The sequence below is a fragment of the Phytoamicus setariae genome (assembly GCF_016722925.1).
GTDB classification, from domain to species: Bacteria; Pseudomonadota; Alphaproteobacteria; order Rhizobiales; family Rhizobiaceae; genus Rhizobium_E; species Rhizobium_E setariae.
In genome coordinates, this window is the sequence record NZ_JAEQNC010000010.1 from 189,381 (window position 1) to 211,455 (window position 22,075).

At 56.9% G+C, this 22,075-nt stretch carries 31 protein-coding genes, 1 tRNA gene and 2 pseudogenes; 22 read left to right on the forward strand and 12 right to left on the reverse strand.

Annotated features, from left to right (window positions below; translation table 11 throughout):
• Positions 1–689: 689 nt before the first annotated feature.
• From JJB09_RS18380 to JJB09_RS18390, 3 genes are all read right to left on the reverse strand, one after another.
• Entirely contained in the window at positions 690–983 is a 294-nt protein-coding gene (locus tag JJB09_RS18380; protein ID WP_201661473.1) for a hypothetical protein, read from the reverse strand.
• Positions 984–1,177: 194 nt separating this feature from the next.
• Entirely contained in the window at positions 1,178–2,542 is a 1,365-nt protein-coding gene (locus tag JJB09_RS18385; RefSeq protein ID WP_201661475.1) for a sensor histidine kinase, read from the reverse strand.
• Complete coding sequence (locus tag JJB09_RS18390) at positions 2,529–3,206, reverse strand: response regulator (RefSeq protein WP_201661477.1); 678 nt, start codon at positions 3,204–3,206, stop codon at positions 2,529–2,531. Before JJB09_RS18390 ends, JJB09_RS18385 begins: the two co-directional genes overlap by 14 nt.
• 274 nt (positions 3,207–3,480) lie before the next feature.
• Between JJB09_RS18390 and JJB09_RS18395 the strand changes: the two genes are divergently transcribed.
• The 4 genes from JJB09_RS18395 (at position 3,481) to JJB09_RS18410 (ending at position 5,650) form a co-directional block, all read left to right on the forward strand.
• Positions 3,481–3,807, forward strand: coding sequence for a hypothetical protein (locus JJB09_RS18395; RefSeq protein WP_201661479.1), 327 nt, complete (start codon positions 3,481–3,483; stop codon positions 3,805–3,807).
• 30 nt (positions 3,808–3,837) lie between these two features.
• The gene (locus tag JJB09_RS18400) at positions 3,838–4,089 is read left to right on the forward strand and encodes a hypothetical protein (protein ID WP_201661483.1); all 252 of its coding nucleotides are present in this window, start codon (positions 3,838–3,840) and stop codon (positions 4,087–4,089) included.
• 17 nt (positions 4,090–4,106) lie between these two features.
• Positions 4,107–4,901 carry a COG4705 family protein gene (locus JJB09_RS18405; protein ID WP_201661487.1) on the forward strand — a complete coding sequence of 265 codons (795 nt, stop codon included), beginning with the start codon at positions 4,107–4,109 and terminating at the stop codon, positions 4,899–4,901.
• A 194-nt stretch (positions 4,902–5,095) separates the two neighbouring features.
• Complete coding sequence (locus JJB09_RS18410) at positions 5,096–5,650, forward strand: hypothetical protein (protein WP_201661489.1); 555 nt, start codon at positions 5,096–5,098, stop codon at positions 5,648–5,650.
• 134 nt (positions 5,651–5,784) lie between these two features.
• Here the strand turns inward: JJB09_RS18410 and JJB09_RS18415 are convergent, their stop codons facing one another.
• On the reverse strand, positions 5,785–7,401 hold the full coding sequence (locus JJB09_RS18415) for a phosphoethanolamine transferase (RefSeq protein WP_201661492.1): 1,617 nt from the start codon (positions 7,399–7,401) through the stop codon (positions 5,785–5,787).
• A 297-nt stretch (positions 7,402–7,698) separates the two neighbouring features.
• Between JJB09_RS18415 and JJB09_RS27150 the strand changes: the two are divergent.
• Both JJB09_RS27150 and JJB09_RS18425 read left to right on the forward strand, forming a co-directional pair.
• Positions 7,699–7,764 (forward strand): annotated as a pseudogene (locus JJB09_RS27150) (N-acetylmuramidase domain-containing protein); the annotation flags it as partial.
• Between the two features lie 59 nt (positions 7,765–7,823).
• Positions 7,824–7,931 carry a peptidoglycan-binding protein gene (locus JJB09_RS18425; RefSeq protein WP_201661494.1) on the forward strand — a complete coding sequence of 36 codons (108 nt, stop codon included), beginning with the start codon at positions 7,824–7,826 and terminating at the stop codon, positions 7,929–7,931.
• 98 nt (positions 7,932–8,029) lie between these two features.
• Here the strand turns inward: JJB09_RS18425 and JJB09_RS18430 are convergent, their stop codons facing one another.
• A complete protein-coding gene (locus tag JJB09_RS18430) occupies positions 8,030–8,617 on the reverse strand; it encodes an ester cyclase (RefSeq protein ID WP_201661496.1) in 588 nt (195 codons plus the stop codon).
• Positions 8,618–8,844: 227 nt separating this feature from the next.
• Here JJB09_RS18430 and JJB09_RS18435 point away from each other — a divergent pair.
• A pseudogene (locus JJB09_RS18435) lies at positions 8,845–9,218 on the forward strand (IS66 family transposase); the annotation flags it as partial.
• A gap of 72 nt (positions 9,219–9,290) precedes the next feature.
• On the opposite strand, the gene JJB09_RS18440 reads toward JJB09_RS18435, so the two are convergent.
• Positions 9,291–10,187 carry a DMT family transporter gene (locus JJB09_RS18440; RefSeq protein ID WP_201661498.1) on the reverse strand — a complete coding sequence of 299 codons (897 nt, stop codon included), beginning with the start codon at positions 10,185–10,187 and terminating at the stop codon, positions 9,291–9,293.
• A 157-nt stretch (positions 10,188–10,344) separates the two neighbouring features.
• On the opposite strand from JJB09_RS18440, the gene JJB09_RS18445 reads away from it, so the two are divergent.
• On the forward strand, positions 10,345–11,232 hold the full coding sequence (locus JJB09_RS18445; RefSeq protein WP_201661500.1) for a LysR family transcriptional regulator: 888 nt from the start codon (positions 10,345–10,347) through the stop codon (positions 11,230–11,232).
• A 340-nt stretch (positions 11,233–11,572) separates the two neighbouring features.
• Positions 11,573–11,935: a helix-turn-helix domain-containing protein gene (locus tag JJB09_RS27155; RefSeq protein WP_201661634.1), complete on the forward strand. Its 363-nt coding sequence runs from the start codon at positions 11,573–11,575 to the stop codon at positions 11,933–11,935.
• Positions 11,936–12,026: 91 nt separating this feature from the next.
• Here the strand turns inward: JJB09_RS27155 and JJB09_RS18455 are convergent.
• From JJB09_RS18455 to JJB09_RS18465, 3 genes are all read right to left on the reverse strand, one after another.
• Positions 12,027–12,099, reverse strand: a tRNA-Ser gene (locus JJB09_RS18455).
• Between the two features lie 30 nt (positions 12,100–12,129).
• Positions 12,130–13,365, reverse strand: a complete 1,236-nt coding sequence (locus tag JJB09_RS18460; protein WP_201661502.1) for a tyrosine-type recombinase/integrase — start codon at positions 13,363–13,365, stop codon at positions 12,130–12,132.
• Positions 13,365–13,898, reverse strand: coding sequence for an Arc family DNA-binding protein (locus tag JJB09_RS18465; protein WP_201661504.1), 534 nt, complete (start codon positions 13,896–13,898; stop codon positions 13,365–13,367). Before JJB09_RS18465 ends, JJB09_RS18460 begins: the two co-directional genes overlap by 1 nt.
• Positions 13,899–14,015: 117 nt before the next feature.
• On the opposite strand from JJB09_RS18465, the gene JJB09_RS18470 reads away from it, so the two are divergent.
• The 12 genes from JJB09_RS18470 to nusG all read left to right on the forward strand — a co-directional run bounded on the left by JJB09_RS18470 (position 14,016) and on the right by nusG (position 19,626).
• Positions 14,016–14,207 (forward strand): MerR family transcriptional regulator, encoded by a 192-nt coding sequence (locus tag JJB09_RS18470; protein WP_201661507.1) that lies wholly within the window; start codon positions 14,016–14,018, stop codon positions 14,205–14,207.
• Between the two features lie 181 nt (positions 14,208–14,388).
• A complete protein-coding gene (locus JJB09_RS18475; RefSeq protein ID WP_246748778.1) occupies positions 14,389–15,006 on the forward strand; it encodes a Rha family transcriptional regulator in 618 nt (205 codons plus the stop codon).
• Positions 15,007–15,067: 61 nt separating this feature from the next.
• A complete protein-coding gene (locus JJB09_RS18480; RefSeq protein WP_201661510.1) occupies positions 15,068–15,325 on the forward strand; it encodes a hypothetical protein in 258 nt (85 codons plus the stop codon).
• A complete protein-coding gene (locus tag JJB09_RS18485) occupies positions 15,322–15,789 on the forward strand; it encodes a hypothetical protein (protein ID WP_201661513.1) in 468 nt (155 codons plus the stop codon). Before JJB09_RS18480 ends, JJB09_RS18485 begins: the two co-directional genes overlap by 4 nt.
• On the forward strand, positions 15,776–16,012 hold the full coding sequence (locus tag JJB09_RS18490; RefSeq protein ID WP_201661516.1) for a hypothetical protein: 237 nt from the start codon (positions 15,776–15,778) through the stop codon (positions 16,010–16,012). The genes JJB09_RS18485 and JJB09_RS18490 overlap by 14 nt, the downstream gene beginning before the upstream one ends.
• Complete coding sequence (locus JJB09_RS18495) at positions 15,999–16,226, forward strand: hypothetical protein (RefSeq protein ID WP_201661520.1); 228 nt, start codon at positions 15,999–16,001, stop codon at positions 16,224–16,226. The genes JJB09_RS18490 and JJB09_RS18495 overlap by 14 nt, the downstream gene beginning before the upstream one ends.
• Positions 16,223–16,621 (forward strand): single-stranded DNA-binding protein, encoded by a 399-nt coding sequence (locus tag JJB09_RS18500; RefSeq protein ID WP_201661523.1) that lies wholly within the window; start codon positions 16,223–16,225, stop codon positions 16,619–16,621. The genes JJB09_RS18495 and JJB09_RS18500 overlap by 4 nt, the downstream gene beginning before the upstream one ends.
• 8 nt (positions 16,622–16,629) lie before the next feature.
• A complete protein-coding gene (locus tag JJB09_RS18505; RefSeq protein WP_201661526.1) occupies positions 16,630–17,196 on the forward strand; it encodes a hypothetical protein in 567 nt (188 codons plus the stop codon).
• Positions 17,193–18,155 (forward strand): DUF7146 domain-containing protein, encoded by a 963-nt coding sequence (locus JJB09_RS18510; RefSeq protein WP_201661529.1) that lies wholly within the window; start codon positions 17,193–17,195, stop codon positions 18,153–18,155. Before JJB09_RS18505 ends, JJB09_RS18510 begins: the two co-directional genes overlap by 4 nt.
• Positions 18,148–18,438, forward strand: a complete 291-nt coding sequence (locus JJB09_RS18515; RefSeq protein ID WP_201661533.1) for a hypothetical protein — start codon at positions 18,148–18,150, stop codon at positions 18,436–18,438. Before JJB09_RS18510 ends, JJB09_RS18515 begins: the two co-directional genes overlap by 8 nt.
• Complete coding sequence (locus JJB09_RS18520) at positions 18,435–19,028, forward strand: ribonuclease H family protein (RefSeq protein ID WP_201661536.1); 594 nt, start codon at positions 18,435–18,437, stop codon at positions 19,026–19,028. Before JJB09_RS18515 ends, JJB09_RS18520 begins: the two co-directional genes overlap by 4 nt.
• Positions 19,029–19,047: 19 nt before the next feature.
• Positions 19,048–19,626 carry a transcription termination/antitermination protein NusG gene (gene nusG / locus JJB09_RS18525; RefSeq protein WP_201661539.1) on the forward strand — a complete coding sequence of 193 codons (579 nt, stop codon included), beginning with the start codon at positions 19,048–19,050 and terminating at the stop codon, positions 19,624–19,626.
• 269 nt (positions 19,627–19,895) lie between these two features.
• On the opposite strand, the gene JJB09_RS18530 is transcribed toward nusG, so the two are convergent.
• Together JJB09_RS18530 and JJB09_RS18535 are read right to left on the reverse strand one after the other, a co-directional pair.
• Positions 19,896–20,084: a hypothetical protein gene (locus JJB09_RS18530; protein ID WP_201661542.1), complete on the reverse strand. Its 189-nt coding sequence runs from the start codon at positions 20,082–20,084 to the stop codon at positions 19,896–19,898.
• 438 nt (positions 20,085–20,522) lie between these two features.
• Positions 20,523–21,245, reverse strand: coding sequence for a hypothetical protein (locus JJB09_RS18535; protein ID WP_201661545.1), 723 nt, complete (start codon positions 21,243–21,245; stop codon positions 20,523–20,525).
• A gap of 181 nt (positions 21,246–21,426) precedes the next feature.
• Between JJB09_RS18535 and JJB09_RS18540 the strand changes: the two genes are divergently transcribed.
• Complete coding sequence (locus JJB09_RS18540) at positions 21,427–21,768, forward strand: HNH endonuclease (protein ID WP_246748779.1); 342 nt, start codon at positions 21,427–21,429, stop codon at positions 21,766–21,768.
• On the opposite strand, the gene JJB09_RS18545 is transcribed toward JJB09_RS18540, so the two are convergent.
• A complete protein-coding gene (locus tag JJB09_RS18545) occupies positions 21,761–22,036 on the reverse strand; it encodes a hypothetical protein (RefSeq protein ID WP_343229052.1) in 276 nt (91 codons plus the stop codon). The two genes, JJB09_RS18540 and JJB09_RS18545, sit on opposite strands and share 8 nt — an antisense overlap.
• Positions 22,037–22,075: the final 39 nt, after the last annotated feature.

The window sequence follows — 22,075 nt, forward strand, 5'->3', positions numbered from 1 at the left end:
CAGCGTGATCCAACAATGAGGTTTTTCCGTGCCAGCTGGGAATGTCGCCCGCCATACCTTGTTGGGGTCAGGACAAGAGCGATGGGGTGGTTGCCATCCCCTAACGGCATCGCAACGTGCCAAGATGATGTGGTGTTGGCCGCAGGACGGAAAGGTGAGGGATACGATGATCGGTGTCAACGGCGGAGTAAAATCAGGCCACTGGGCGGCATAAAAGTCGGCATCGATTTCCCTTGCTCAGGGGCCGGCCAAGGCACGCGTTCTGACAGACTATCGGGAGCATGAAAGGGCGCTGTAGGGTCGACAAGGGGGGAATGAAAGAGGGATGCCACAAATCAGCTGGGGCGAATGATGACAGCCGTTCGTGATCAGTCCTCTAGCAATCCGAACGCCTTCTTCATTGCTGCCGTGGTAGCCTGCAATATGGCGGGGCTTCCACCATAAGTCCTGCTCTGCTACCAGAGCATCACCCACGAGTGGGATATATCGCTCTGATGCTCTGGTCTTTACTCGCCTCTCTACGTGCCAGGTGACACGCATGTTGGGGGGAGGCCGCCCAAGGTAACATCCTCCACCCTCAGTCCTGTTATCTCTGCCAACCGCGCCCCGGTTCCCTCCAGAAGCCGCAAGACAAGGCATAGATCGCCATTGGACTTGGCAAGGACATTCGCCCGAGTGTTGTCCAATAGCTAAGCCGGGAACGGATCGCGCTTCTCAAAATCCTCACCAAGGCCAGCGATGTCGCGCTTCTTGAACGGGTTGTTGCATATGAGTTCGAACTCGGTGATGGCATGGTTGATGATGGCCTTGACGATGTTCAGTTCCCGCTTGACCGAGGCCGGTGTGAGACTACCCAATTCCAGCATGTAGTTACGAACCTTGCGAGCGTCTTCCCGCTTGAACTGATCCAATCGCGGAGACTGTCCAAGGGCCGTCTTCAATCGCTTGGTCACCCGGTCCACGCGCTGGGTGTTCTTCTTCACCTCCAACGCACTGCCAGTGATCTTATTCGCGATGTAGAGCTTGACTGCATCATCGAACGTAGGGACGGGTTTTGCCGGGGCCTTAGTCTTCTGAGCCTTGATGAGGAATGCATCTGACTTGTCTGTGATGACAGGCCTATGCCACCCTCGTTCGCCATGTGATCAGCGGGCGGTTGAACCGAACCCCGGTCGTCTCAGCGCTCCGCCAGGGGAAGCTTTACCTCCGCCCGCAGACCCGGCAAGTTGTCCTTCATGACAGCGACGCCACCATGCAATTCAGCGATGGCTCGGACAAGGCTGAGACCCAATCCGCTTCCGGTCGTGGTGCGGCTCTTGTCGAGGCGATATAGTCGTCTGAACACCTTGTCCCGTTCACTGGCTGGAATTCCATGACCGCCATCGCAGACGGTGGCGATCGCGTACTGGTCACCGACCACCAAGCCCATCTCGATTTTGGTCCCGGATGGACAATGGCGGATCGCATTCTCTACGAGGTTGACAAACATCTGCGTCAACAACTCGCGGTCGCCTTGGACGATCGAGTTCGACGACGGATTGATTGGTGCTTCTAGGCATTGGCCGTTGTCCTCGGCGACATCGGCGTAGATTTCGGCGACCGAAAGCATGATGTCGGCAAGATCGACTTCGCGGAAACGGGTCTTTCTGGCTCCTGCCTCGATCTGGGAGATTCGCAACAACGCCTCGAAGGTCGCGTTGATCTGGAAGACCTCATCAAGTGCATCCAGCAGGGCGGCCCCGCACGTCTCTCCCCGCTCTTCGCGGGTCACAGCGCCTTCGATCTGCATCTTGAGGCGGTTGAGCGGGGTTTTCAGCTCGTGTGCAATGTCGGCGCTGACCTGGCGCATCGTCTCGACCAGCACGGAAAGCCGTCCAAGCGCCTGGTTGATCTGTCGCGAGACGACGTCGATATCGTCGCCATTTCCATGCAGAGGAACCCGCACCTCGAGGTCACCGTGTGAAACCGCGTTCATCGCGCTGGCTATACCATCCAGCCGCTGCTGTGCCTTGGTAGCCAGGATCACTCCGCCGACCACCGCACCCGCGATGACAAGAATTGAAGCCCACACAAAACTTATGAAGGCGATCTCCTCAAGCCTGTCGGTTTCGTTGAGGCTCTGGCCAACTACCAGCCTTTTGTCTCCGATTGGGCCCGCCATCACACGGAAGTCGATGTCTCCGCCCAGTCCGATATCCTCCGATGACACGTCGGAAATCCCATAAGGAATGTTCGCCATCGAGAAATTCCCGGCGATTTTCGTGCCATCGGCGTCGATCACCGAGAATATGCGTTCATCGGCCTTGCTCAGATTGGAATAGGTGTCAACGGTGGAGATGAGGTCTTCGAGGTCGTTGGGCGAATAGGTCGACGCCACGACCGTATGAATTTCTCGGATTGAATCATCGAGTTCCTGAAGCAGTTCGCGTTTCAGAAAGAGATACGTGATGAATCCCGTGATCACGAAAGCCGCAACGAATACACATCCGAACGTGATCGCCAGGCGGAACGGTGTTGAACGCCAAAGCTCAACGCGGAGCATGCAGGCTGTATCCCGTGTTCCGGATCGTGTGCAGGAGGGGAATGTTGAATGGCTTGTCTACTTTTGAGCGCAAGCGGCTGATGTGCGTCTCGACGACGCTTGTCTTAGGGTCGAAATGAAACTCCCAGACAAGTTCGAGCAACATCGTGCGGGTCAGCACCCTGCCTTCGCTGCGCATCAAGATCTCGAGCAGAGTGAATTCACGCGGCTGCAGTTCGATCACTTGGTCGCCGCGCTTTACCTGCCGCTTGACGAGGTCCATCTCAAGATCGGCCACCCGCAGGACCGTCTTCTGTTCGAGCACGGGCGGCCGACGGGCAAGCGCGTTGACGCGCGCCACCAGCTCAGAGAACGCGAAAGGCTTCACCAGATAGTCGTCCGCTCCGGCCTCGAGACCCTCGACGCGATCGTCGACGCCGCCAATCGCTGTCAGGAAAATTGCCGGGGTCTTTATGCGAGCCGCGCGCACGGCCTTGATCAACGAAAGGCCGTCCAAGCCGGGTAGCATCCTGTCTACGATGAGTACGTCATAGGGTTCGCGTGTGGCCTGATATAGTCCGTCGCGCCCGTCATCCATGACATCGCAGCCATGCCCCGCCTCTTCGAAACCGCGGGTGACGTAGTCTGCGATCTTGCGGTCGTCCTCGATCAATAGAATGCGCATTGCTGTTGCTGGCGTCCTCGTGGCTGATCGAACGGGGCAAGAATGCGAAGTTCGGACATCCTTGCGACGTCGCGCCCATTTCACAGGCTCTGCAAGAAGCCGCATCGAGCCGTTCACAAACCTTAGGTAGGCCTTAAACACAGTGAAGTCATCTTACTGATTTGTATAGTTGCGGCAAAGTCGCGGTAAAGTCGGCCCCGCATTTTTGCCTCCGTCGCGTCGATTTACGCTCAACGGAGATTCTAAAATGAAACGATAGCTCACGCCTGTAGTCTTGGTCGCCGCGCTGATCGCTACGTCCGCTATTGCGGCCAACAAGCTCGGCAACCTCTCGTCGTTCGAAGGGATCGCAAACGACACTCTGGTCTTGGTCGACAAGGGCGACCTCAAAGGCGCGGAGCAGCGCATCACCGACTTCGCGTCGGCCTGGGACGAAGCGGAGAAGACTCTCTATCCCAAGGACAAGGCGGAGTGGAGCGTGATCGACGACGCGGCTGATGCTGCCATCGAATCCCTTAGCGCGCGTTCGCCCAGCGCCACCGACGCACAGAGAACGGTATCGGCGCTGATCGACACGCTTCGGCACCCTGTCGCCGAGTAACTCCCAACAAACCGATAGCTGGAGACAACCATGAAAATCATGATCCGCGCTGCCGCGATCGGCGCGCTCGCCATCCTCGTGCCAGTTGCGGCCCTCGCAAAAGTGCCGTGCGAGGAGACGCTCAATGAGGTCCGCGCTGCCCGCTCCAGCGCCACACTGAGCGCCGCCGACGCCGCGAAGGTCGACGAGCTCATCAACCAAGGCATCGACCGCTGCAACGCAGACGATGACAACCGCGCCAATGGCTTCTTCAAGGACGCCATGACCGCCATAGGCAAGTAGGCCTCGGAGCTACGGACATGTCGCAACACGATGCAAACACGAATGACCCGCTCAACCGGGTCCCACGGGTCACTGCCGATTTCTGGCTGATCAAGCTGACAGCGGTAACGATGGGCGAAACAGCTGCGGACTACCTCGCCGTCAATTTGGGCCTCGGCCTCACTGCGACCTCGTTGATCATGACGGCGGTTCTGGGTGTTGCGCTTGTCCTCCAGTTCGCACAGCGACGTTACGTCCCGTGGGCATACTGGCTGGCGGTCGTTTTGATCAGCGTCGTCGGGACGCTCGTAACAGATAACCTGACCGACAAACTCAACGTGCCTCTTGAGGTCTCGACCATCGCGTTCACGGTAATCCTCGCGCTGACTTTCGCGGTCTGGTACGCCAGCGAGAAGACGCTTTCAATCCACTCGATCTACACGACGAAACGCGAGGTCTTTTACTGGCTAGCGATCCTCTTCACTTTCGCTCTCGGCACGGCTGCCGGCGATCTTGTCGCTGAACAGTTCGAGTTTGGATATCCTACGACTGCGCTGATCTTCGCCAGCTTAATTGTCGCCATCACCGCCGCATACTATGCCTTCAAGCTCAACGCGATCGCCGCCTTCTGGCTGGCTTACATCTTCACGCGCCCGCTGGGTGCCTCGATCGGCGACCTCCTTGCCCAGCCGCAGGAGTACGGCGGCCTCGGCTTCGGCACGATCGTGACCAGCATCCTCTTCCTGGCAATCATCGTCGTAACGGTCGCCTACATGTCCTTCGTCTACGAACCCGAGAGCGTGCCCGCCCAAGGATTAACCGCGGAGCCCTGACCCCTCTTGATCCTCTCAAGACAGGGCACGAGGAAGGCCCGGCAATGATCGCTGGGCCTTCCATTTGCAGGACGCCGACAATGAGAGCAGCATCAAAATCCAAATCAGCCTTTTACAGCTGTAAATCGCATGCAGCGACGGATCGTTTTTCGACAGCCTCGCCGCATATCAAAGGCGGCACCCGATGAGATCAAATGGAATATCTTGATTTCGCGAAATGCGCACTGCTCGAAAACATCACGGCGACGTCCATCGGCTTGCCGCTCTGGCAGACGGGCGTCGTCGTGTCCACGGTTGTGTTCGGGCAAATCGCGGGAGCGCTGGTTGGACATCGCATCCGTCGCGTTCCTTTGCCGTTGAAAACTCTCAAAAGCCTGGCTTTGAAACTGGCGATCGTCCTTCTGGCGGCCGTCCTCGCTGCTGCGATCATCAATGGCGTGCAGTACGTGTTCTTCCTGCTCCGGATGGCAAAGGACGGGATCTATTGCACCTATTTTGGCGCGGCGAACGGTTTGACGGCATATCAGATGGCGGCGTTGCCGGTCTCGGCGGCGGGCAACTTCATCGCGGCTTTCACATTGGTGTGTGACCGCCGCCGTGCGACGACGCCCATAAAGACGCTCGCATATCGAGCTGCGTGCGGGGCATCGTGTCTTGCATGCGTGGTTTTTGACGGATTGCCGCTCCTTGCCGGGGTCGTCCTTTTCCATGCTTCAACGTGGTGGTTTGGTCAACGCGCATTGGCGTGAGAGCGACGCGTGGATGTATTGACACTGGAAGCTGAATAAAGGGGTTGGCTCTGCAGCTATTTCCACGATTGCAATCGCTCCACGAAAAGCGTGCAAGAGACCGCATCATGAACAATCTCGAAGACGTTTGGACTTCATTTGCGACGGCAATCCGAAAACCGATCAAGCGATTGATCGTAGACTGACGTTGCAACACCCGTCATCCCGAGCACTGTGTGGAAGAGGTTGTCGTGGGACGCGGCCTCCGCGGCCCCGGCTTTCAAGCATGAAACGTCCAGCTTGGTGGCCGACGCGTATTCAGGCGAGAACCACGCGATAAACGGCACATGCGTCTGAACTTCCGGAGCCATGAAATAAGGTGCGGCATGAAGGTACAAGCCGTTTTCGCCCAGCGATTCCCCGTGGTCGGACATGTAGATCATGGACGACGCAAACTCGCCCTCGTTCGCCTGGAGCAGGTTGATCAACTCAGACAGGATGTGGTCGGTGTAAAGGATGGAATTGTCGTAGGCGTTGCGAATTTCCTCGGCCGTGCAGTCGGAGAATTGGCTCGTGCGGCAGTCGGGCTTGAACTTGGCGAACTCCTGCGGATAGCGGCGGAAGTAGGCGGGCCCGTGACTTCCGGTCATGTGCAGAACGACAGTTGTGTTTCCGCGGATGCTTCCGAAGTAATGCTTCAGGGATTCGATCAGAATCTGATCCTTGCACTCGCCCGACTCACAGAAGCGCTTGTCGTCGAACGCCTGCAGGTCCTTGTATTCGATGCGATCGGCGACACCCTTGCTTCCGGTGTTGTTTTCAAACCACGCGACCTGTACCTTGGCGTGCTTGAGGACATCCAAGAGGTTCTCTGAACCGCGGAATTTGGACTGTGTGTATTCGACCCGAGTGAATGGCGAAAACATGCAAGGGAGAGAGACCGCGGTGTCGGTTCCGCAGCTTGCGGTGTTTGGAAAAGCGACGACGGCCTGTTTCGCCAATTCGGGATTGGTGGCCCGGTCATACCCGAACAAGCTGAAGTTCGCGGCGCGAGCCGTCTCTCCGACAACGATTATCGTCAGCAGCTTTTTCCCGGAGAGCAGGGAAGGCAGCGTCTGTTTTGCATCGACGCCCAGTGGCTTCATTACAATGCGGCGGTCACTCACGCTGTGGGTTGCATAGCTGGCGAGGCTGCGGATAACCGCGGACGGCATCAATCGCCCCATGATGTCTACCCTGTGCTCTCGGTACATGGACGAGAAGCTGCCGTAATCCGATCCAATGAGGATGAGCGCGCCCACTAGGCAGATGATACAGATCAGCGTGTTCACCGCGAGCTTGCGGAGAAATGGCGGATCGGAGAGCCGGATCAACGCCACAAGCAAGCAAGGGATCACGCCGTAGACCATCATGTGGAGTAGGAAGTTCGGCGTGATCAGCGCCCCGGATTCGGCGCTGGTGGTCGTCAGCGCGGCTTCGACCACGTTTCGGTCGATGATCGTTCCGAACGTGTCAGCGAAGTACGAGCCGCCCGCCGCGACAAGAACCAGCAACATGATCATTGGCTTTAGGATCACTCTGTGTGAGAAAACCAGCAGAATCGCCACATGAACGAGGAAAACGGCTGTCCCGCCGACGATCAACTTGGAAGGATGAGCGGCGAAATATGCGCCTAGCTTTTGCCAAAACGGAGTGTTGGTGAAGGCGAGGAGGTACAGCGCGGTCGCTAGACATAACACTCCGCTCGAAACAGTGGGTCGGGCGATCCGCATTCCGAAACTCTCCATTTCGGCCAATCAGGTGCGTTGTGGACAACAGAGAGCACGATGTTCGACCGCGTAGCGGTCAGCACAACGATCATCGTCGGCGAATTGGCGAAGCCGCTCTTTTGGGTCGAGCTATGCCGACTGCGCCCGCCATGGTCAACTTACGGATTTGTAAAGTGGATCGTCGCCATAACTGGAATAGAACACTCCTCTTTAAAGAATGCAGCAGTCCCGAACTGATTGCCGGCTTCATCGAAAAGAGCGGCCTCAAGGGCGCGCTTACCCGGCACGACTGGGCCCGCTGTGGCGCGTGGCTATAACGGGCCGGCCTACATGGTCAATCGTTACGACACCAGGATGGCCGAGGCCTACCGCCGCCTTTCTGCCACCCCTGCGCCCGTCGACGGGCCGGATCGGATGGTGCGGTTGTGCATATCCAGCGCAGGCTGGTTGCCCACGGCTTTCCTGTCGTCGTCGATGGCAAGCGCGGGCCGAAGACAAAAGCCGCCGTTGTTGCCTTCCAGAAGGCCAGATGACTTGAGCCGGACGGCATCGTCGGCCGCTTCACCATGGCGGCTTTGTATGATTGCTAGTTTGATGGCTCGATGCGCGGCGGAAAACCAGCGCCATATCCCTACTGTCCCACACCGATTTGCTTCATGAAAGCGGCATTGTCCCAGAACAGATATTCCTCGTCTATGGTGCCCTGCTTGTTCCAGCGCCCCAAGGTGGCCATCGGCAGATGGTACGTCTTGCCCGTCGGCTGGATTGTCGTGCCGCTTGCCAGAACCATCGGCTTGGTAAAGGTGCCGTCGAGGAAACCGGCCACCGCCGTCCATTCGCCATCCTTGGTGCCAAAACGGATCGGATGTTCGGTGATGCGATTGTCCGGAGCAAAGGTCCACATGAATTCCAGTTCCTTGATGTGATCTGGAATTCCTTTCGTGGTGTGGCCGTCCGGATAGTGCACGATAACGTCCTTGGCGTGACTCTTGTGGAGGTTCTTCCACTGCTGGCCGGTATAGACATGGAAGTCCAGGTCGTCGAATGTGGCCAGATTCCTGGCTAGGACCATCGGCATGCCTTTGACTTTCGGAACAGGCTTGTCGACGCTTGTCGGCGGCCACCGGTTTGTTCCATCGCTCAACGCAGGTGTCGTGACAAGAAAGATTGCAGCCGCGAGTCCAAAACCAACTGCAAGTACATGTCTTTGCTTTGTCATGATTTCTTTCTCCTGTAGGCATGCAAAGCGGTTGGGAGCACCCTGCCGCCGCAATACAGCCACCCATCCGTTCCGGGGAGCTATAATTCTGGTCTCCGGCATATCCCTCGGATATTCTCGCGACGTTACACCAAAATCGGAAAAGCGGGAAAGTTTCTAACCCTCGGGGGAGACTCTGTTTCTATCCGATATCGAGGTTTTCCATTTCGGGCACCGCCGCGCACGAGGATTCCCGCTTGGCTGCGCGACAGGCGCGATCAAAACCGCTGATCGCGGACATGGAAACATGGCTCGCACATCACCGTGCCCGCGTCGCCAACAAATCGCCGCTAGGCGAGGCTCTGAACTACATCGCCAAATACTGGGACGGCCTGCGCTTATCCCTGACCGCCGGCCGTATCGAGATTGACAACAATAGCGTCGAAAGAACCATCCGGCCAATAGCTCTCAATCGGAAAAACTCGCTCTTTGCAGGCCACGACACTGGGGCCGAAAACTGGGTCCGCACGCCTACTTGGCCTGTACGCTCTCAGCCATCGTCACCGGCCATAAACAGAGTCAGATCGATACGTTGCTTCCTTGGAATTATCTGGTCGCGTAACGCCTGACAGGGACCGCAATAGGCCCACAGCGATCTACTTCCATTGCATTGTCGCCGCCGATTGAGCATTGGTCAGCTCCGCGACGTCATCCAAACGCCAACCAACGTCACTGCCAGCCCACCAAACATTGCGGCAGTCAGGGGCTCTGAAAACAGCATCCATGCCCACAGCATCGTCACGGGCGGGCTGAGATAAATCGCGGCGCTCACCTTGGCGACGGGGAAGAGCCGCAGGCTGGTGTAGTAGACCGCGTAGGCAAGAAACGTCGAGATCAGGATCAGCCAGATCATCCCGATGGCGAAATCACGGGTCATCGGTGGAGCAAGGCTGCCCTGTGTCAACGCGCACAGGCCGAAGAGAACCGAACCCATCAGCGTCTGGATGCAAAGACTTTGATGGACAGGCATATGCTGCGTCTTTCGCCTTCTGTGCAACACCGACGCGATAGCGAAGATGAGCATCGAACCCACCGTCAGGCCGTATGCCCATACGGGGGCCGTACCGAAACTGAGACTGTCGAAGGACACGATCAAAACACCTATGACGGCAATCACAGTGCCCACCCACTGCCCTGAGGTCAGCCGTTCGCCGAGGACAGGTTGTGAGAGCGCGGCGATAGCCAGCGGCAGAAGGTCGGCGATGAGCGCGACCAGCCCCGTGGGTACTTTTTGCTCGATAGCCAGCGCGAAGCCTCCCAGATACAGGAACACGGCCATGACGCCGAACAGGGCCTGATCGCGGATCGCACGCATGGATATCCTTGGCCCGATTGCCAACGCAAAGGGCAGAAGGATCAGTCCTGAAAGCAATGTCCGCCAGAAGAGCAGAAGCATGACGCTCGCTTCCTGGTTGGCATACCGGATGCCGACGAAGCCCGAGCTCCATCCGATGATGAGGAGAGTGGCGAGCAATGGCCATAAGAGAGGATGGCGACTGGTGGTGGCGGAAGTAAGAGAGGTAACGGTCATTGGGGCTCTGTCGCGAGGAATACGATAACCGGTAAGGGGAAAGTGCGATCGGCGCACTTGACAAATATCGATGGATGCATGACATACTCTAAAACGATGTCATGATCGGCATAGTTCGTGGTAGGTTCGTTCCAAGGAAAATTAAACGGATATGGCCATGAACGCGCTGAATAATCGCCGACTCGAAATCGATGCATTGCGGGCGCTTTCCGCAATCCGCCAGCATGGCGGCATTACCAGAGCAGCGGTCGCACTAGGTCTCTCACAGTCCGCCGTCAGCCATAAAATTAAACGACTCGAAGTCAGCCTCGACTGCGAGCTGCTCGGGCGGAAAACGGTCGGGCCGATGTTCACGTCGGCTGGCGAAGACCTGCTGGACTACGCTGGGCGCATCCTTGGACTGCACGACGAGGCGCTGTTAAGTCTGTCCAAAACGCCGCTCGCCGGAAGACTTCTACTCGGACTCACCGAAGACACTGCGTGTACTGATCTCGCTCGCATCTTTGGCCGCTTCAGGCGGCTTCACCCAAACGTCACGGTCCGAACCAAGGTACGCATGAGCTTGGTCCTCCGCGCCATGTTGGAGCGCGGCGAACTTGATGCTGCAATCGTCCAGGTCTTCAGCCACGAGGTGCGACCGAACGACGTGGTCCTTTACAGAGAGGGCCTTCACTGGGTGAAGCATCCCGAGTTGATGATCCGGCAGGATGAACCGATACCGTTTTTGTCGTTCGATGACGAATGTTTCTATCGACAATGGGCGCTCGACATCGGCCAGGACGATGCGGTTCTCGAAACCGTATTTGAGTGTTCAAGCGCCGCTGGAATTGTGTCCGCTGTGAACGCGACAATGGGTGTAGCGTTGCTGAGCGACCGCCATATCCGAGGCGAGATGCAGATAATGACCGACCGCCTGCCTCTGCCGCCATCCTTGGCTTACGTTGTACGACGGGCACGTAAGTCGAGAAATCCGGCTCTCGATAGCTTGGTCCGAGAAATCGAGAGGGACATCGGTCGTCAGGGGGGATTGGCCCTCGCGGGCTGATAATGAGTACGTCTGCAAATGACGCATAGTTGCCGTGCCCATCACGGCTGAAATCCTAGACATCGACTATACAATCTCAGTCAAGGTGCGAGCGGGACACCGCTTCCACATCTCCCGTGGAAATGATCAGAATTTCCAGGTTGACCCCAAGGTCCCCGATCTCGATATGCGAGTTCTCCAGGGCGGGACGCCGCAAGCTTCGGCGGCGGCGTCTAGCAAAGCTGAGCAATTCAGGACCTAAAAGCGTGCATGGTGCACAAGTTTGACAGGCGGCTGTTTGATTGGTTTGTCGGATTATGAGGATGTACGCACTATCTGCGCAAATACGTGATCTGCGCAAATACGTGCCGCGCGCGCTCTGCTTGGCTGGACCATCTCGGAACTAGCCGAGAAGGCGAAGATTTCGCGCAACACGGTTGCCCTCATGGAGAGGAATGAAGACGCCCGGAACTGCCGGTCCCGAAAGAAAGTCGCCGATGCCCTCGATGCGGCCGGGGTGGAGATTGTCCCGCGAGATGATTCGAGGGGAGGAGGCGTGCGCTTCAAGTCTATACAGGCTGAAGAGCGCGCCGTTGCCGAGAGCCTCGCGAAGTTTCGTGAGGATAAAGCGTGTATCGCTGTTGAAGTTAGAGGCCACGGCACTAGGCCGAGCGCTGTCGCGTGCGACAAATGTGCGCCACGGACGACCCGTCAGTCCATGTAAAGTGGCGTAAACACCGGAAAATCCAGCAAATTGCCAAGAGCCATCCGAAAGATGAGTTCTTGGCCTAAGACATTGTTTGTAAATAGGTAAATGGTGCCCCCAGCACGACTCGAACGCGCGACCCCCTGATTACAAATCAGGTTCAACCGACTGAAATGCAGGGCATTGATGCTCTATGTTGCATCCATGTTGCATCAAGAAAGAACGAAATCGGCTGCAGCAGCCAGTTCGGACCCGTCGTCATTACGTGGGAATAGGTGTCCATAGGTGTCCATCGTCATGGCGATCGTCGAGTGGCCCATACGCTCCTGCACCACTTTAGGCGGCAGTCCTAGCCCGCCATCTTCTCGACGATTGATACACCACGACGCGAACCAATGGCGCAGACAATGCAGGCCTGAATATTTGGAAGCAAGCACCGGCTTGCCTTCCTGGTCAAATTCCTCAGTCTCGGTCACGATGCCTGCAGTCATCCATAGGGGATGCAGGCCACGGCGTAGGATGTTGTTCAGGCTCTCGACTTTCCCTCGACCATTTGGAAACACAAGGTCATGCGCCATCACGGCATTGCCGTCGTCGTCCCGCTTGCCGGTATCGCGCTTTGGACAAGCCAGCTTCCATTCACGCAACGCATTAATAACAAGGGGAGGGGCCGGCACGGTCCTTTCGCCCGAGATCGACTTGGGTCGGCCGATATCGTTGAACCGATCGGCGCGTTGGTGAACCTTAATTTCTCGTCTGTCGAAGTCGACATCCTGCCATCGAACCCCGCGAAGTTCGGAAGCACGCAGGCCGCAAAACGTAGCTGTCAGAATAAGTGGACGCCAACGCCCCTCGGCAACTGATAGAAGTGCCTTCACGTCTTCGCGGGTGGGGATGTCTACGCCGACCTTCAGCCGACCTTTCTGGCGCTTCTCCTGGCGATTTGCACTCTGCCCCCGGCGGGCTTGCATCTCGCGGGCAGCATTGCGCACGACAAGCCCTCGCTCCTGCGCATCTGCCAGCATCGTTCCCAATGAGGTGAGTACGCGCCTCGTCATTGATGCGGACCGACCGGCCTCGCGCAGTTGATCCTCGTATGCACGGAGCCGAGCCGTGGTCAGGGAATTCAGGCGATAGGCACCAATGAAGGGGATGATATGCAGGCGCAGCGTGCGTTCGTAGTCCTCGACCGACGAGCGTTCCAGTCCTGCCGCCTTTGTCGACGCGATCCAGAGCTTGCTGGCGGCCTCGACCGTCACTGTTTCTCGATCGGCGACGTGCGTTCCCTCGCGGACCTCGACCGATGCTGTTGAGGCAAATGCGTCTGCATCCTTTTTCTTGGTGAACGTCTTCAGCCGGCGCTTGCCACCAGCGTCGGTATAGTCGACCACCCATGCGGTTTTCGCTTCACCCTTGGGGCTGGTGCATTCACGTTTGCGGACTGACACTACTCTTTCTCCAAGCCGTCGGCGCCTCTTGCAAGGGATCGGATAACTTCGGAAAGCTGTACTTCCCGCGCTCTAAAGCGCTCGATGGCTTCGTCCAGCTCCTTTTCTTTCAACGACAGTGATTCCTCCTTTTCGCGTTTTCGTTGATTGAACCTCGCCTCGCGATTCTCGATGCTCTCTTCTTTACGCACCAATTCCTCTCGAAACCTGGCCCGCCGGTTCCAAAGATAGTTTGCGAGATCTTGACGCTTTTCACGCAATTTTTCGTCAGATTTGCGCCGCTCATCCAGAATTTCTTTTTCGACCTTTTTTATGTATTCCCACTGCCTGTCCATCCGAGTGCGCATTTCCTCGACTACAGCAAACGCTTCTGCCAGGGCTTTCGGGTCAACATTGCTTTCGAATGAACTTTCAAGCCGCGCTACGATCTCAGCATTCATCGAGCGCCCGCTTTGATCAGTCCGGGCCTTTAAGCGATCCCTTAAGCTTACCGGCAGCCGGAGCGTGATTCGAATTTCATCTTCTTCAGCCATTCCACCGTGCCCAATTAGTTTACGCACAGTCCAGTAGCACTATTTTGACACCATGTCTTGACACCAAGATGGTGCGACACTAATTTGGTGTCGTTAACCCTAACGGAGAGCGAATTAATGCCAAACTCTGCCAATGAAACAATGGATTTGATCTGGGAGGTTGCTGAAATCGCGAAACTGATCGGCCGCACCGACCGTCAAACCTTCCACATGCTGAGCGCTGGACTTCTCCCAGCAAAGAAAGTCGGCGGTCGCTGGGTCTGCTCGCGATCCAAACTCATCGCGTTCTTCATGGAAGCCGCAGCATGAGCCCGAAAACGAAAACGGCCATCGACGAGGCTGCAACCTCACGCGACGACCGTTCTCAAAATGACAACCGCCTGCAAGCGGTTCTCCCTCCGTCCAGAGCATAGGAGCCAATATGGACACCCACTTCAATAGCATGCCTCATAGCGGATTTCCAGTCGCCCGGTTTGGGAACTCCGTCACCATGTCGAGCCGCGAGATTGCGGAATTGACCGGGAAGCGCCACGACAACGTCCGCGCAGATATCGAAAAGGTCGCCTCAGAACTTTCCCTTACTTTTCAGGAAAAGGTCGAAGCGCCGACAGGTGGCCGGCCGTCAAAGGTCTACTTCCTCCCGAAGCGCGAAACCCTGATCCTTTGCTCCGGCTATAGCGTCGAGCTTCGCGCCCGCATCATTGACCGCTGGATGGAACTGGAAGCCGCTCAGCCATCCATTCCGAACTTCTCCGATCCCGCAGCCGCCGCTCGTGCCTGGGCGAGCGAGTACGAAGCTCGACAAATCGCTGAGCGTACCAAGGCTGAAATCGGATCACGCCGAGAGGCCACGGCAATGAACACCGCCAGCCAGGCGGTGAAGAAGGCAAACCGGCTTGAGATCGAACTCGACCGATCACGCGACTATGCGACCGTCAAGCGTATGTCGTTGCTTTACCACGGTCAGCAATTCGAATGGCGGATGCTCAAGCATGTGTCGCAAGAGTTGGGTATCCCGCCGATCGACGTGTTCGATGCAAATTATGGCAGCGTCAAAGGCTATCACGCCGATGTGTGGCGCGAAGCGTATGCCTTAGAAATCCAGTGACGTGAACTAGGGGCAGCGCCTTTCGGGGCGCACCCATCCTCGACATTCGGAGAGAAATCATATGACCGCGAAACAACGGGCTGGCGAAGCTATGCCAGCCAACATCCGCACCAAGTATCACGACAACCAGGCGATCGATAACGTCGACTTCGCAATCGACCTGATCCGCACTTCACGTTTGGCCCTGCATGCCAACACCGAGACCGGGCTCGTCGACGACGAGGATATCGCGTCGATTGGCTACGTCCTCACCTATGCGCTGGATACGCTCAACATCGCTCACCAGCAGCTGAGCAGCATGCAAGGAGGCGAGGGATGAACGCCGGGGCGCAAGTCAAAGTCAACATGCTCGACAAGATTTATGCAGCCGCCACGGCAATTAAAGGCGCTGGGGAGCCGTTCGCCGACATTGAAAACGTAAATTGGATGAGGCGGCTTGCGGATCAGATCCTGGAGTGCGTGGATCAATCTCGCAGCATCCTCAACGATATGGCTGCTCTTGGAGCACTGAACCAGTTCGAGGGACCAATCCGAGACTCGCACCGGATGGCCTATATTCTTGCGGAACTGCTCGATGATCATTTGCGCGACTATCGCATGTTGAGCGGCATCCGGCCGGATGACAAGCTATGGCATATCCGGCTTACCGACGATGAAATGGGTATCCTGAGCTTTGCTTGGAACGATGTTGTCGGGCGCTTGAATAGCTTGGAACGCCTGCTTGATGAGACCTTTGAAGAGGCTGGTTCCGAGCAGAAGGTGGCCCCCCATGGAGACCATTGAAACGGGTGGCAGGGGAGTCACAGAGGACCGCAAACTCGATCTTCTGGATCGTCTCCACGATCTGCGTGATTTGCTGAGCCTGATCGAGCTTGCATCGATGTCGATCAGTATGAGGCACGAGCGAGACGCTATGCAGAGAGGCACCATTGTTGCCAAATGCACGCTCAAGGAAATCATCGCCATGGCCGATCCAGATCTGGAGGGGCACCATGGAGATCATTAACGCACCTTACGACCGAGACGCGGTCATTTCAGACCTGACCGACCTTCAGGAACTGCTCGGCGCTTCACTGGAAGCTTTCGGGGAGGTGAAGTTCGGTTGCGGCGACACCCGCAATCATCATCTGGAGCGGATTTTCTCGTTCACACGCCTAGCATTTGAGTGGACGCAGGGAATCGAGCGGAAGCTTTCGTCGCCGAAGGGGAACGCGATATGATGCACGCGTCAGCATATGGGCGTCTCAGCCAGGATCCGAAGCAGATCAGCACGCAATCCGGCAAGGCCATGGCGGTGGGCTCCATCGCTGTTGCCATCGGCGACCACGATGATCCCCCGCTCTGGATGGGGGTCGTCACCTTCGGCCGCGTTGCCAAGGATTTCCTGAAGTGCCGAAAGGGCGACATGGTCAGCGTATCGGGCCGGGTTCAGCGCAACAGCTGGATCTCTGGTTCGGGCGAAAAACACGAACAGCTGCAGGTCGTCGCGGATTCGGTCGTTTCAAACAGGACGGTTCGCCCCGGTGGCGGGCGGAAGTCCAACAGCGTCAACACCAGCAGCGGCACCGGCCATGATCGCGTCGACAGCGACATGGACGACCCGTTGCCTTTTTGAGGTGAGACATGGCACGAATTCGCAGCATTCATCCCGGGCTTTTCTCTGACGAGGCGTTTGTCGAGTGTTCAGTTGCGGCACGCCTGCTTGTCATCGGTCTATGGACCGAGGCGGACGACAAGGGTATTTTCGAATGGAAGCCTCGCACTCTCAAAATGCGCCTCTTCTCGGCCGACGACTTTGTCGTCTCGGAGTTGCTCGATGAGCTTTTGCAGCAAAACATCGTCAGACGTTACGAAATCGACGGTAGGTCCTACGGTGCGATCCGCAACTTCCGTCGTTACCAGCGCCCGAAAAAGCCAAACGACATCCATCCTATGCCGCCCGAGTTCGGAACTTACGTCGCTTTAAGGACGTCGAGTTCCGAACCGGTGGGGAACCAGTTCGGAACTGGTACGGAACTTCATCGGCAGATGGAGGATGTAGGATGGAGGAGGGAGGGTGAAGGAGGGAATACACAACAGCCTCAACCACACGGAAGACCTCTAGGGGATACGTATACGCGTGACGAGTTCGTTGATGCGGATGATGTTGTCCATGACGACATGACATGGACGAAAGAGGTGCATCAATGAGCCGGGATCTAATCGACCGCTCGAAGGGCCGCTGGTCGTGCATCCTGATCAGTCTCGGGATTGATGAACGCTTCCTCAAAAGCAAAAAAGGGCCATGCCCGATATGCGGGGGAAAGGATCGCTTTCGCTTCGACAACAAGAACAGCAGCGGTTCATGGATCTGCAATCACTGCGGCCCGGGCTACGGTGTCCATCTTCACCAGAAGATCAATGGCCTGACGATCGCGCAGGCGATGGCCGATATCGAGCGGGTCCTGAACGGCGTTTCCGGTAACGTTACCAGCGTTGCCGATGCGCCGCGTCCCGTCCGAAACGACCTACCCCGGGCGAAAGAGATCTGGGACGGAGCCGTTGCAGTCAGTGCCGGCGATGCCGTCGCCAAGTACCTTAAAGGCCGTGGGCTGGAATGGACCCCGTCGACCGCAATCAGGCTGGACCCTCGGCTACTGTATCTCGACGATGAGGGCAATTTCGCCGGCCGCATGCCTGGCATGGTCGCGGTCATTCAGGATCAGGCTGGAGAGGCAGCAGGCATCCATCGCACTTACCTGCGCCACGACGGAAGCGGCCAAGCGTCGGTACCCATGCCAAAGAAGGTGTTGGGCAAACTGCCAGACGGCGGGGCTGTCCGCCTTACCAAGGCACTTGAACACCTCGGCATCGCTGAAGGCATCGAAACCGCACTGGCAGCGGCGCAGTTGTTCGGCATTCCAACGTGGGCGGCCTTGACGGCCGGAGCGCTGGAAAAGTGGTCGCCACCAGCAGGAACGGGCAGGGTTACGGTTTTCGGCGACAACGATGCGAGCTTCACCGGACAGGCTGCGGCCTACGGATTAGCAAAGCGCCTCAAAGCCCGAGGGTATCAGGTCGACGTCCGCATGCCTCTGAGCGTAGGGCAGGATTGGAACGATGTGCTGCGCAGTGACGCGGCAAACAGAAAGGATCAGATCAATGGGTGAAGTAGTCGGATTCCCCGGCCACGTGTCACGTGATGTCACGCATGTCACGCGTGACGAGCCAAACAATGAGATTCCAGCCGAGGCTCGGCTTAGGTTCGCGCAATTAATCGGCTCGATAATGGTTATCGTCGACGACGTTAAGGAGTTGTCGCCAGATAATTTCAACTACGTCTGGGATCTGGCCCGAACCCATGAATGCAACTCCGGTAGAGCGGGGTTAGCGGCTGACATGCTTTTCGAATTGCTCGAAGAAATGGCGTCCAACTGGGGAGGTGCGGCATGAAGCCGGCCCGCAACTTCAACCCGAAGCCGAAGCCTGATTATCTGACATCGTTCACGCCATCGATAGTCTTGTCCGGCCACCACGTATTCGCTGATGGGGCCTGCGTACCGAACCCGGGTCCCGGTGGATGGGGCATTGTCGCCTATCTGGATGGTCAGGAGATATATTCCGACAATGGGGGCGATAAAGACGCAACCAACAACACGATGGAGCTCACTGCGGTTCTGCAGGCGATACGCTGGGCGACTCAGTACCCAGCGCTGGCGATCACGATCTGGAGCGATAGTCAGTATGTGGTCAAGGGCGTCAACGAATGGCGACATGGCTGGAAGCGCAACGGCTGGAAGCGTGGCGGGCCAAACGCTACCGAGAAAAACCAGAGCCTCGCCAATGCCGCGGTATGGGTGGCAATAGACGAGGCTCTGACGATCCGCCGCGCCGCAAATATATCGGTTGCATGGGTAAAAGGCCACAGCGGAGCCATCGGCAACGAACGCGCTGACGAACTGGCTGAAATGGGACGGCAATCAATCACCGAGGCAGACATGCCGATCGAGACGGATCTCGACGTGCAGTATCGCGCCATATGAGCGGCATTTGAAAGGTTTGATGATGAAGACAGCAAACACACGCAGTCCGGCGGAACGTAATGGCCGTGGCTTTGAACTGGTCGCAGACCTGACGTGGTATGCGCTGGTAGTGCCGCCTCAGAAAGAGTTCGCCGCGCAAGAGATCCTGAAGCGCAGAGGTGTTGTGACCTTTTGCCCGTTCGAAAGCCTCTGGCGGAAGAAATCACGCTACACGAAGGAGAAGGTGCTTCGGCACTTCCCTGTCATGCCCCGGTACGTCTTCGCGGGCTTTGCTGGCGACCCCTCATGGTTCCATGTCTTCCAGACGCCGCTTATCCTGTCTGTCGTCGGCGTCCAAGGCGAGCCCGCTCCGATTGAGGGGATGGGCAGGCTTGTCTCGCTATTCCGCAATGGCTTGCGCCGTCCGGACGCTGAAAGGCACATGAGGACGCACCGCGAATACGGCGTAGGCGATGCTGCCGTTGTCGTTGATGGCCCACTCGCTGACAGGATCGTCAGGGTCGAGGAGATCAGCGGAGGTCACGCGTTTTTTCGAATGGAACTGTTCGGAAGCGAGCACCGCCTGTCGCTGACACTGGATAAACTGGAGGCGGCATGAATAAATTGGTTCAGTGCCTTAATAATTTCAGCAGATTCCAAGGACACCTGCCGAAGCGGATGAGGCATGCCAGTCGAACTTGTTTCGAACACATTGTGCCGCTATAGGTTGTTCATCGGCCTTGCTGGTGAGCGTCCAAGGATGTTCGCAGGGCTATAGTCGCTCTAGACTTTTGACCACGGATGTACTGGCACTGGTGAAAGAAGCGATGTGAGGAAGGTCGGGTTTGCCCGGCCTTTTTTGTTTTTCCTAGCTCGCGCAGTTAGAGATTACTGACGCTGCTTCTCGCCAGCGCTCTTCCCGTCCGAGCTTTGCGAGCGCTCTTCGACGCGATCAGCACCCTTTTTCAGTTCGGAGCCTTTTTCGGCCTCTACCTTGCGTTCTTCAGCAGCGGTAGCCTTTCTCAACCCGCGAGCGGATTCTTTTCCGGCTTTTGTCGGCGCTTGTTCAATGCCCATCGATCAATCCTCCATAGGGGTCCAGATGCAGGAACGAAGGCGGCCTGAGTTAGTTCCTCCCCAGACAAGTATTCGCCGGCGCGCCTCTAAATCCGAGACAAGCAGACATGCCGCTACCTCAGGAGAAATGGGATGAAATGGACTTCCGCTGTCGTTGCCGCAGCGGCACTTTGTGCTTTAGGGGCTTTCGCCCTCTATGCATATGCCGGGGCGATGCTGATCCACTCCTCGTTTGGTTAACCGGCCGGCGTCTCGGGCCGTACATGCTGCTGACGTGGTACGCGAGGAGGCGGCTTGAAAAATTCGTTTCGGTAGTGTAATAAATAAGCAGGATGATTTGGGTCCCTCGGTCTAGGAACCGATACCTGAACCCGGCTACAGCAAACAGCGCGTGGCATGACGGGGAACTTTACCCTGCGGTTTCGTTATTGAGTGACATTAGTAGTCGTTGTCATCCGCAAGTCCGACCCTTCGCAAAAGCAGCCGCCCGAGTGGTGAAATCTGGGTGTAAGATGCTTTCATCATTCCGGTGTTGCTGTCAAATTCAGGTATCTCGCCCTTCCTTATGCTTTTGAAGCTAGTGCTGAGAAGCCCAAGCGAACAAAGTTGCTGCTTAGAAAGCTCATACATCGTTGCGCGATCAAACTCCTCATCATCGGAACCAAGATGCGCTACGAAGGGGTCTAGGATGTGCCGGTGCCTTTCTTGGAACATTTCATCTTGCTGATAGCGCCGAAGATAGCTGCATAGAATGACAATCTGGTCATCGTCCACTTCTCGGAAAAGGAGCAGAAGTCTCTTGGCTTCGATGCGTTCTTTGTCTTCGCCGCGAATGCCATATGCAACTAAGGCGGAAACCTCGTCACGTCGTTTATCCGAAAGAGCTCTAGCCGATTGGAAGCCTCCTTCTTCAAACAAGTCTATCGCAGAGGCGTCTTTCATCTTCTCCCGAACAATTTGCTCGTGGAGATCTGACAGTTGTACGTCTAATCGTTGGATATAGTCCGAAATCCGGTCTTGCCGCTGGTTTGGTATGAAGTGGGTGATGATCTCGCCGAGTATCGGTCCTAACACCGGTATGAGACCTACCGTACCCCTGACCACCATAGCGCCAACGTCTGGCTTTCCCGTTTCGATGTTAATCCGCTTTTCGTCTGTCATAGGGCCTCGATGTTTCGTATTGCAGCCGTACTAATTCTCTTAGTAGCGACAATTTGGGGGAGCTACGTTCTTGCGCTGGCCGGAGAGCCGCAATCCCGATGGTTCTGGTGCCAAGTCGCAGGGAGATGTGTGGCGGAGGAGTTGTAGGGGATCAGCAACTGGAATGAGTCGCAAGGTCAAAATGATCGAACCCCGTGTGTGCGCTGTTAAACCCCGTATCGGTCGCGCACCCGGCGAAAAGGCCCGAGACCGAGAACGTGAGCGCACCCAACACTGGCGCAAGTGGTATCACTCGGCTGAATGGAAGGTCTTGCGGATGCTGGTGCTTATCCGCGACCGCTTCACTTGCCAGATGTGCGGCAAGGTCGATGGCAACACATCCCGTCTGATAGGTGACCACAAGGAACCGCACCACGGCGACAGGGCCATGTTCTTCAACGAGGACAACGTCTGGTGCATCTGCAAGCCCTGCCATGATGGCGACAAGCAACGGATGGAACGTGGCGCACTGCTATCTAGGTAGCTGTGTCCTCTACCCAATCAGGGTTCCACTGTATCCCTTCGGATAGCTCGATATAGATAGGCTGGTCCGGATGATCCTGCAGCCTGTTTGCGGCCAGACGCAGCGCAACTTCGGGATCGAGTCCTTCACCTGGGAAGATCTTGTCACCGGTTTCGTCTGCTAGGGTTTGACGGACATAGCAGCGGATCTGATCACCGGAGTGATAGAACCGAACCACCATGGATCCGACGGGTGTGTGGTGCTGCTCGTAGTTCAAAAGTCTACGCACGTGAGCCTCCATCAATGTGCTGCAATCGAACCTGCAATA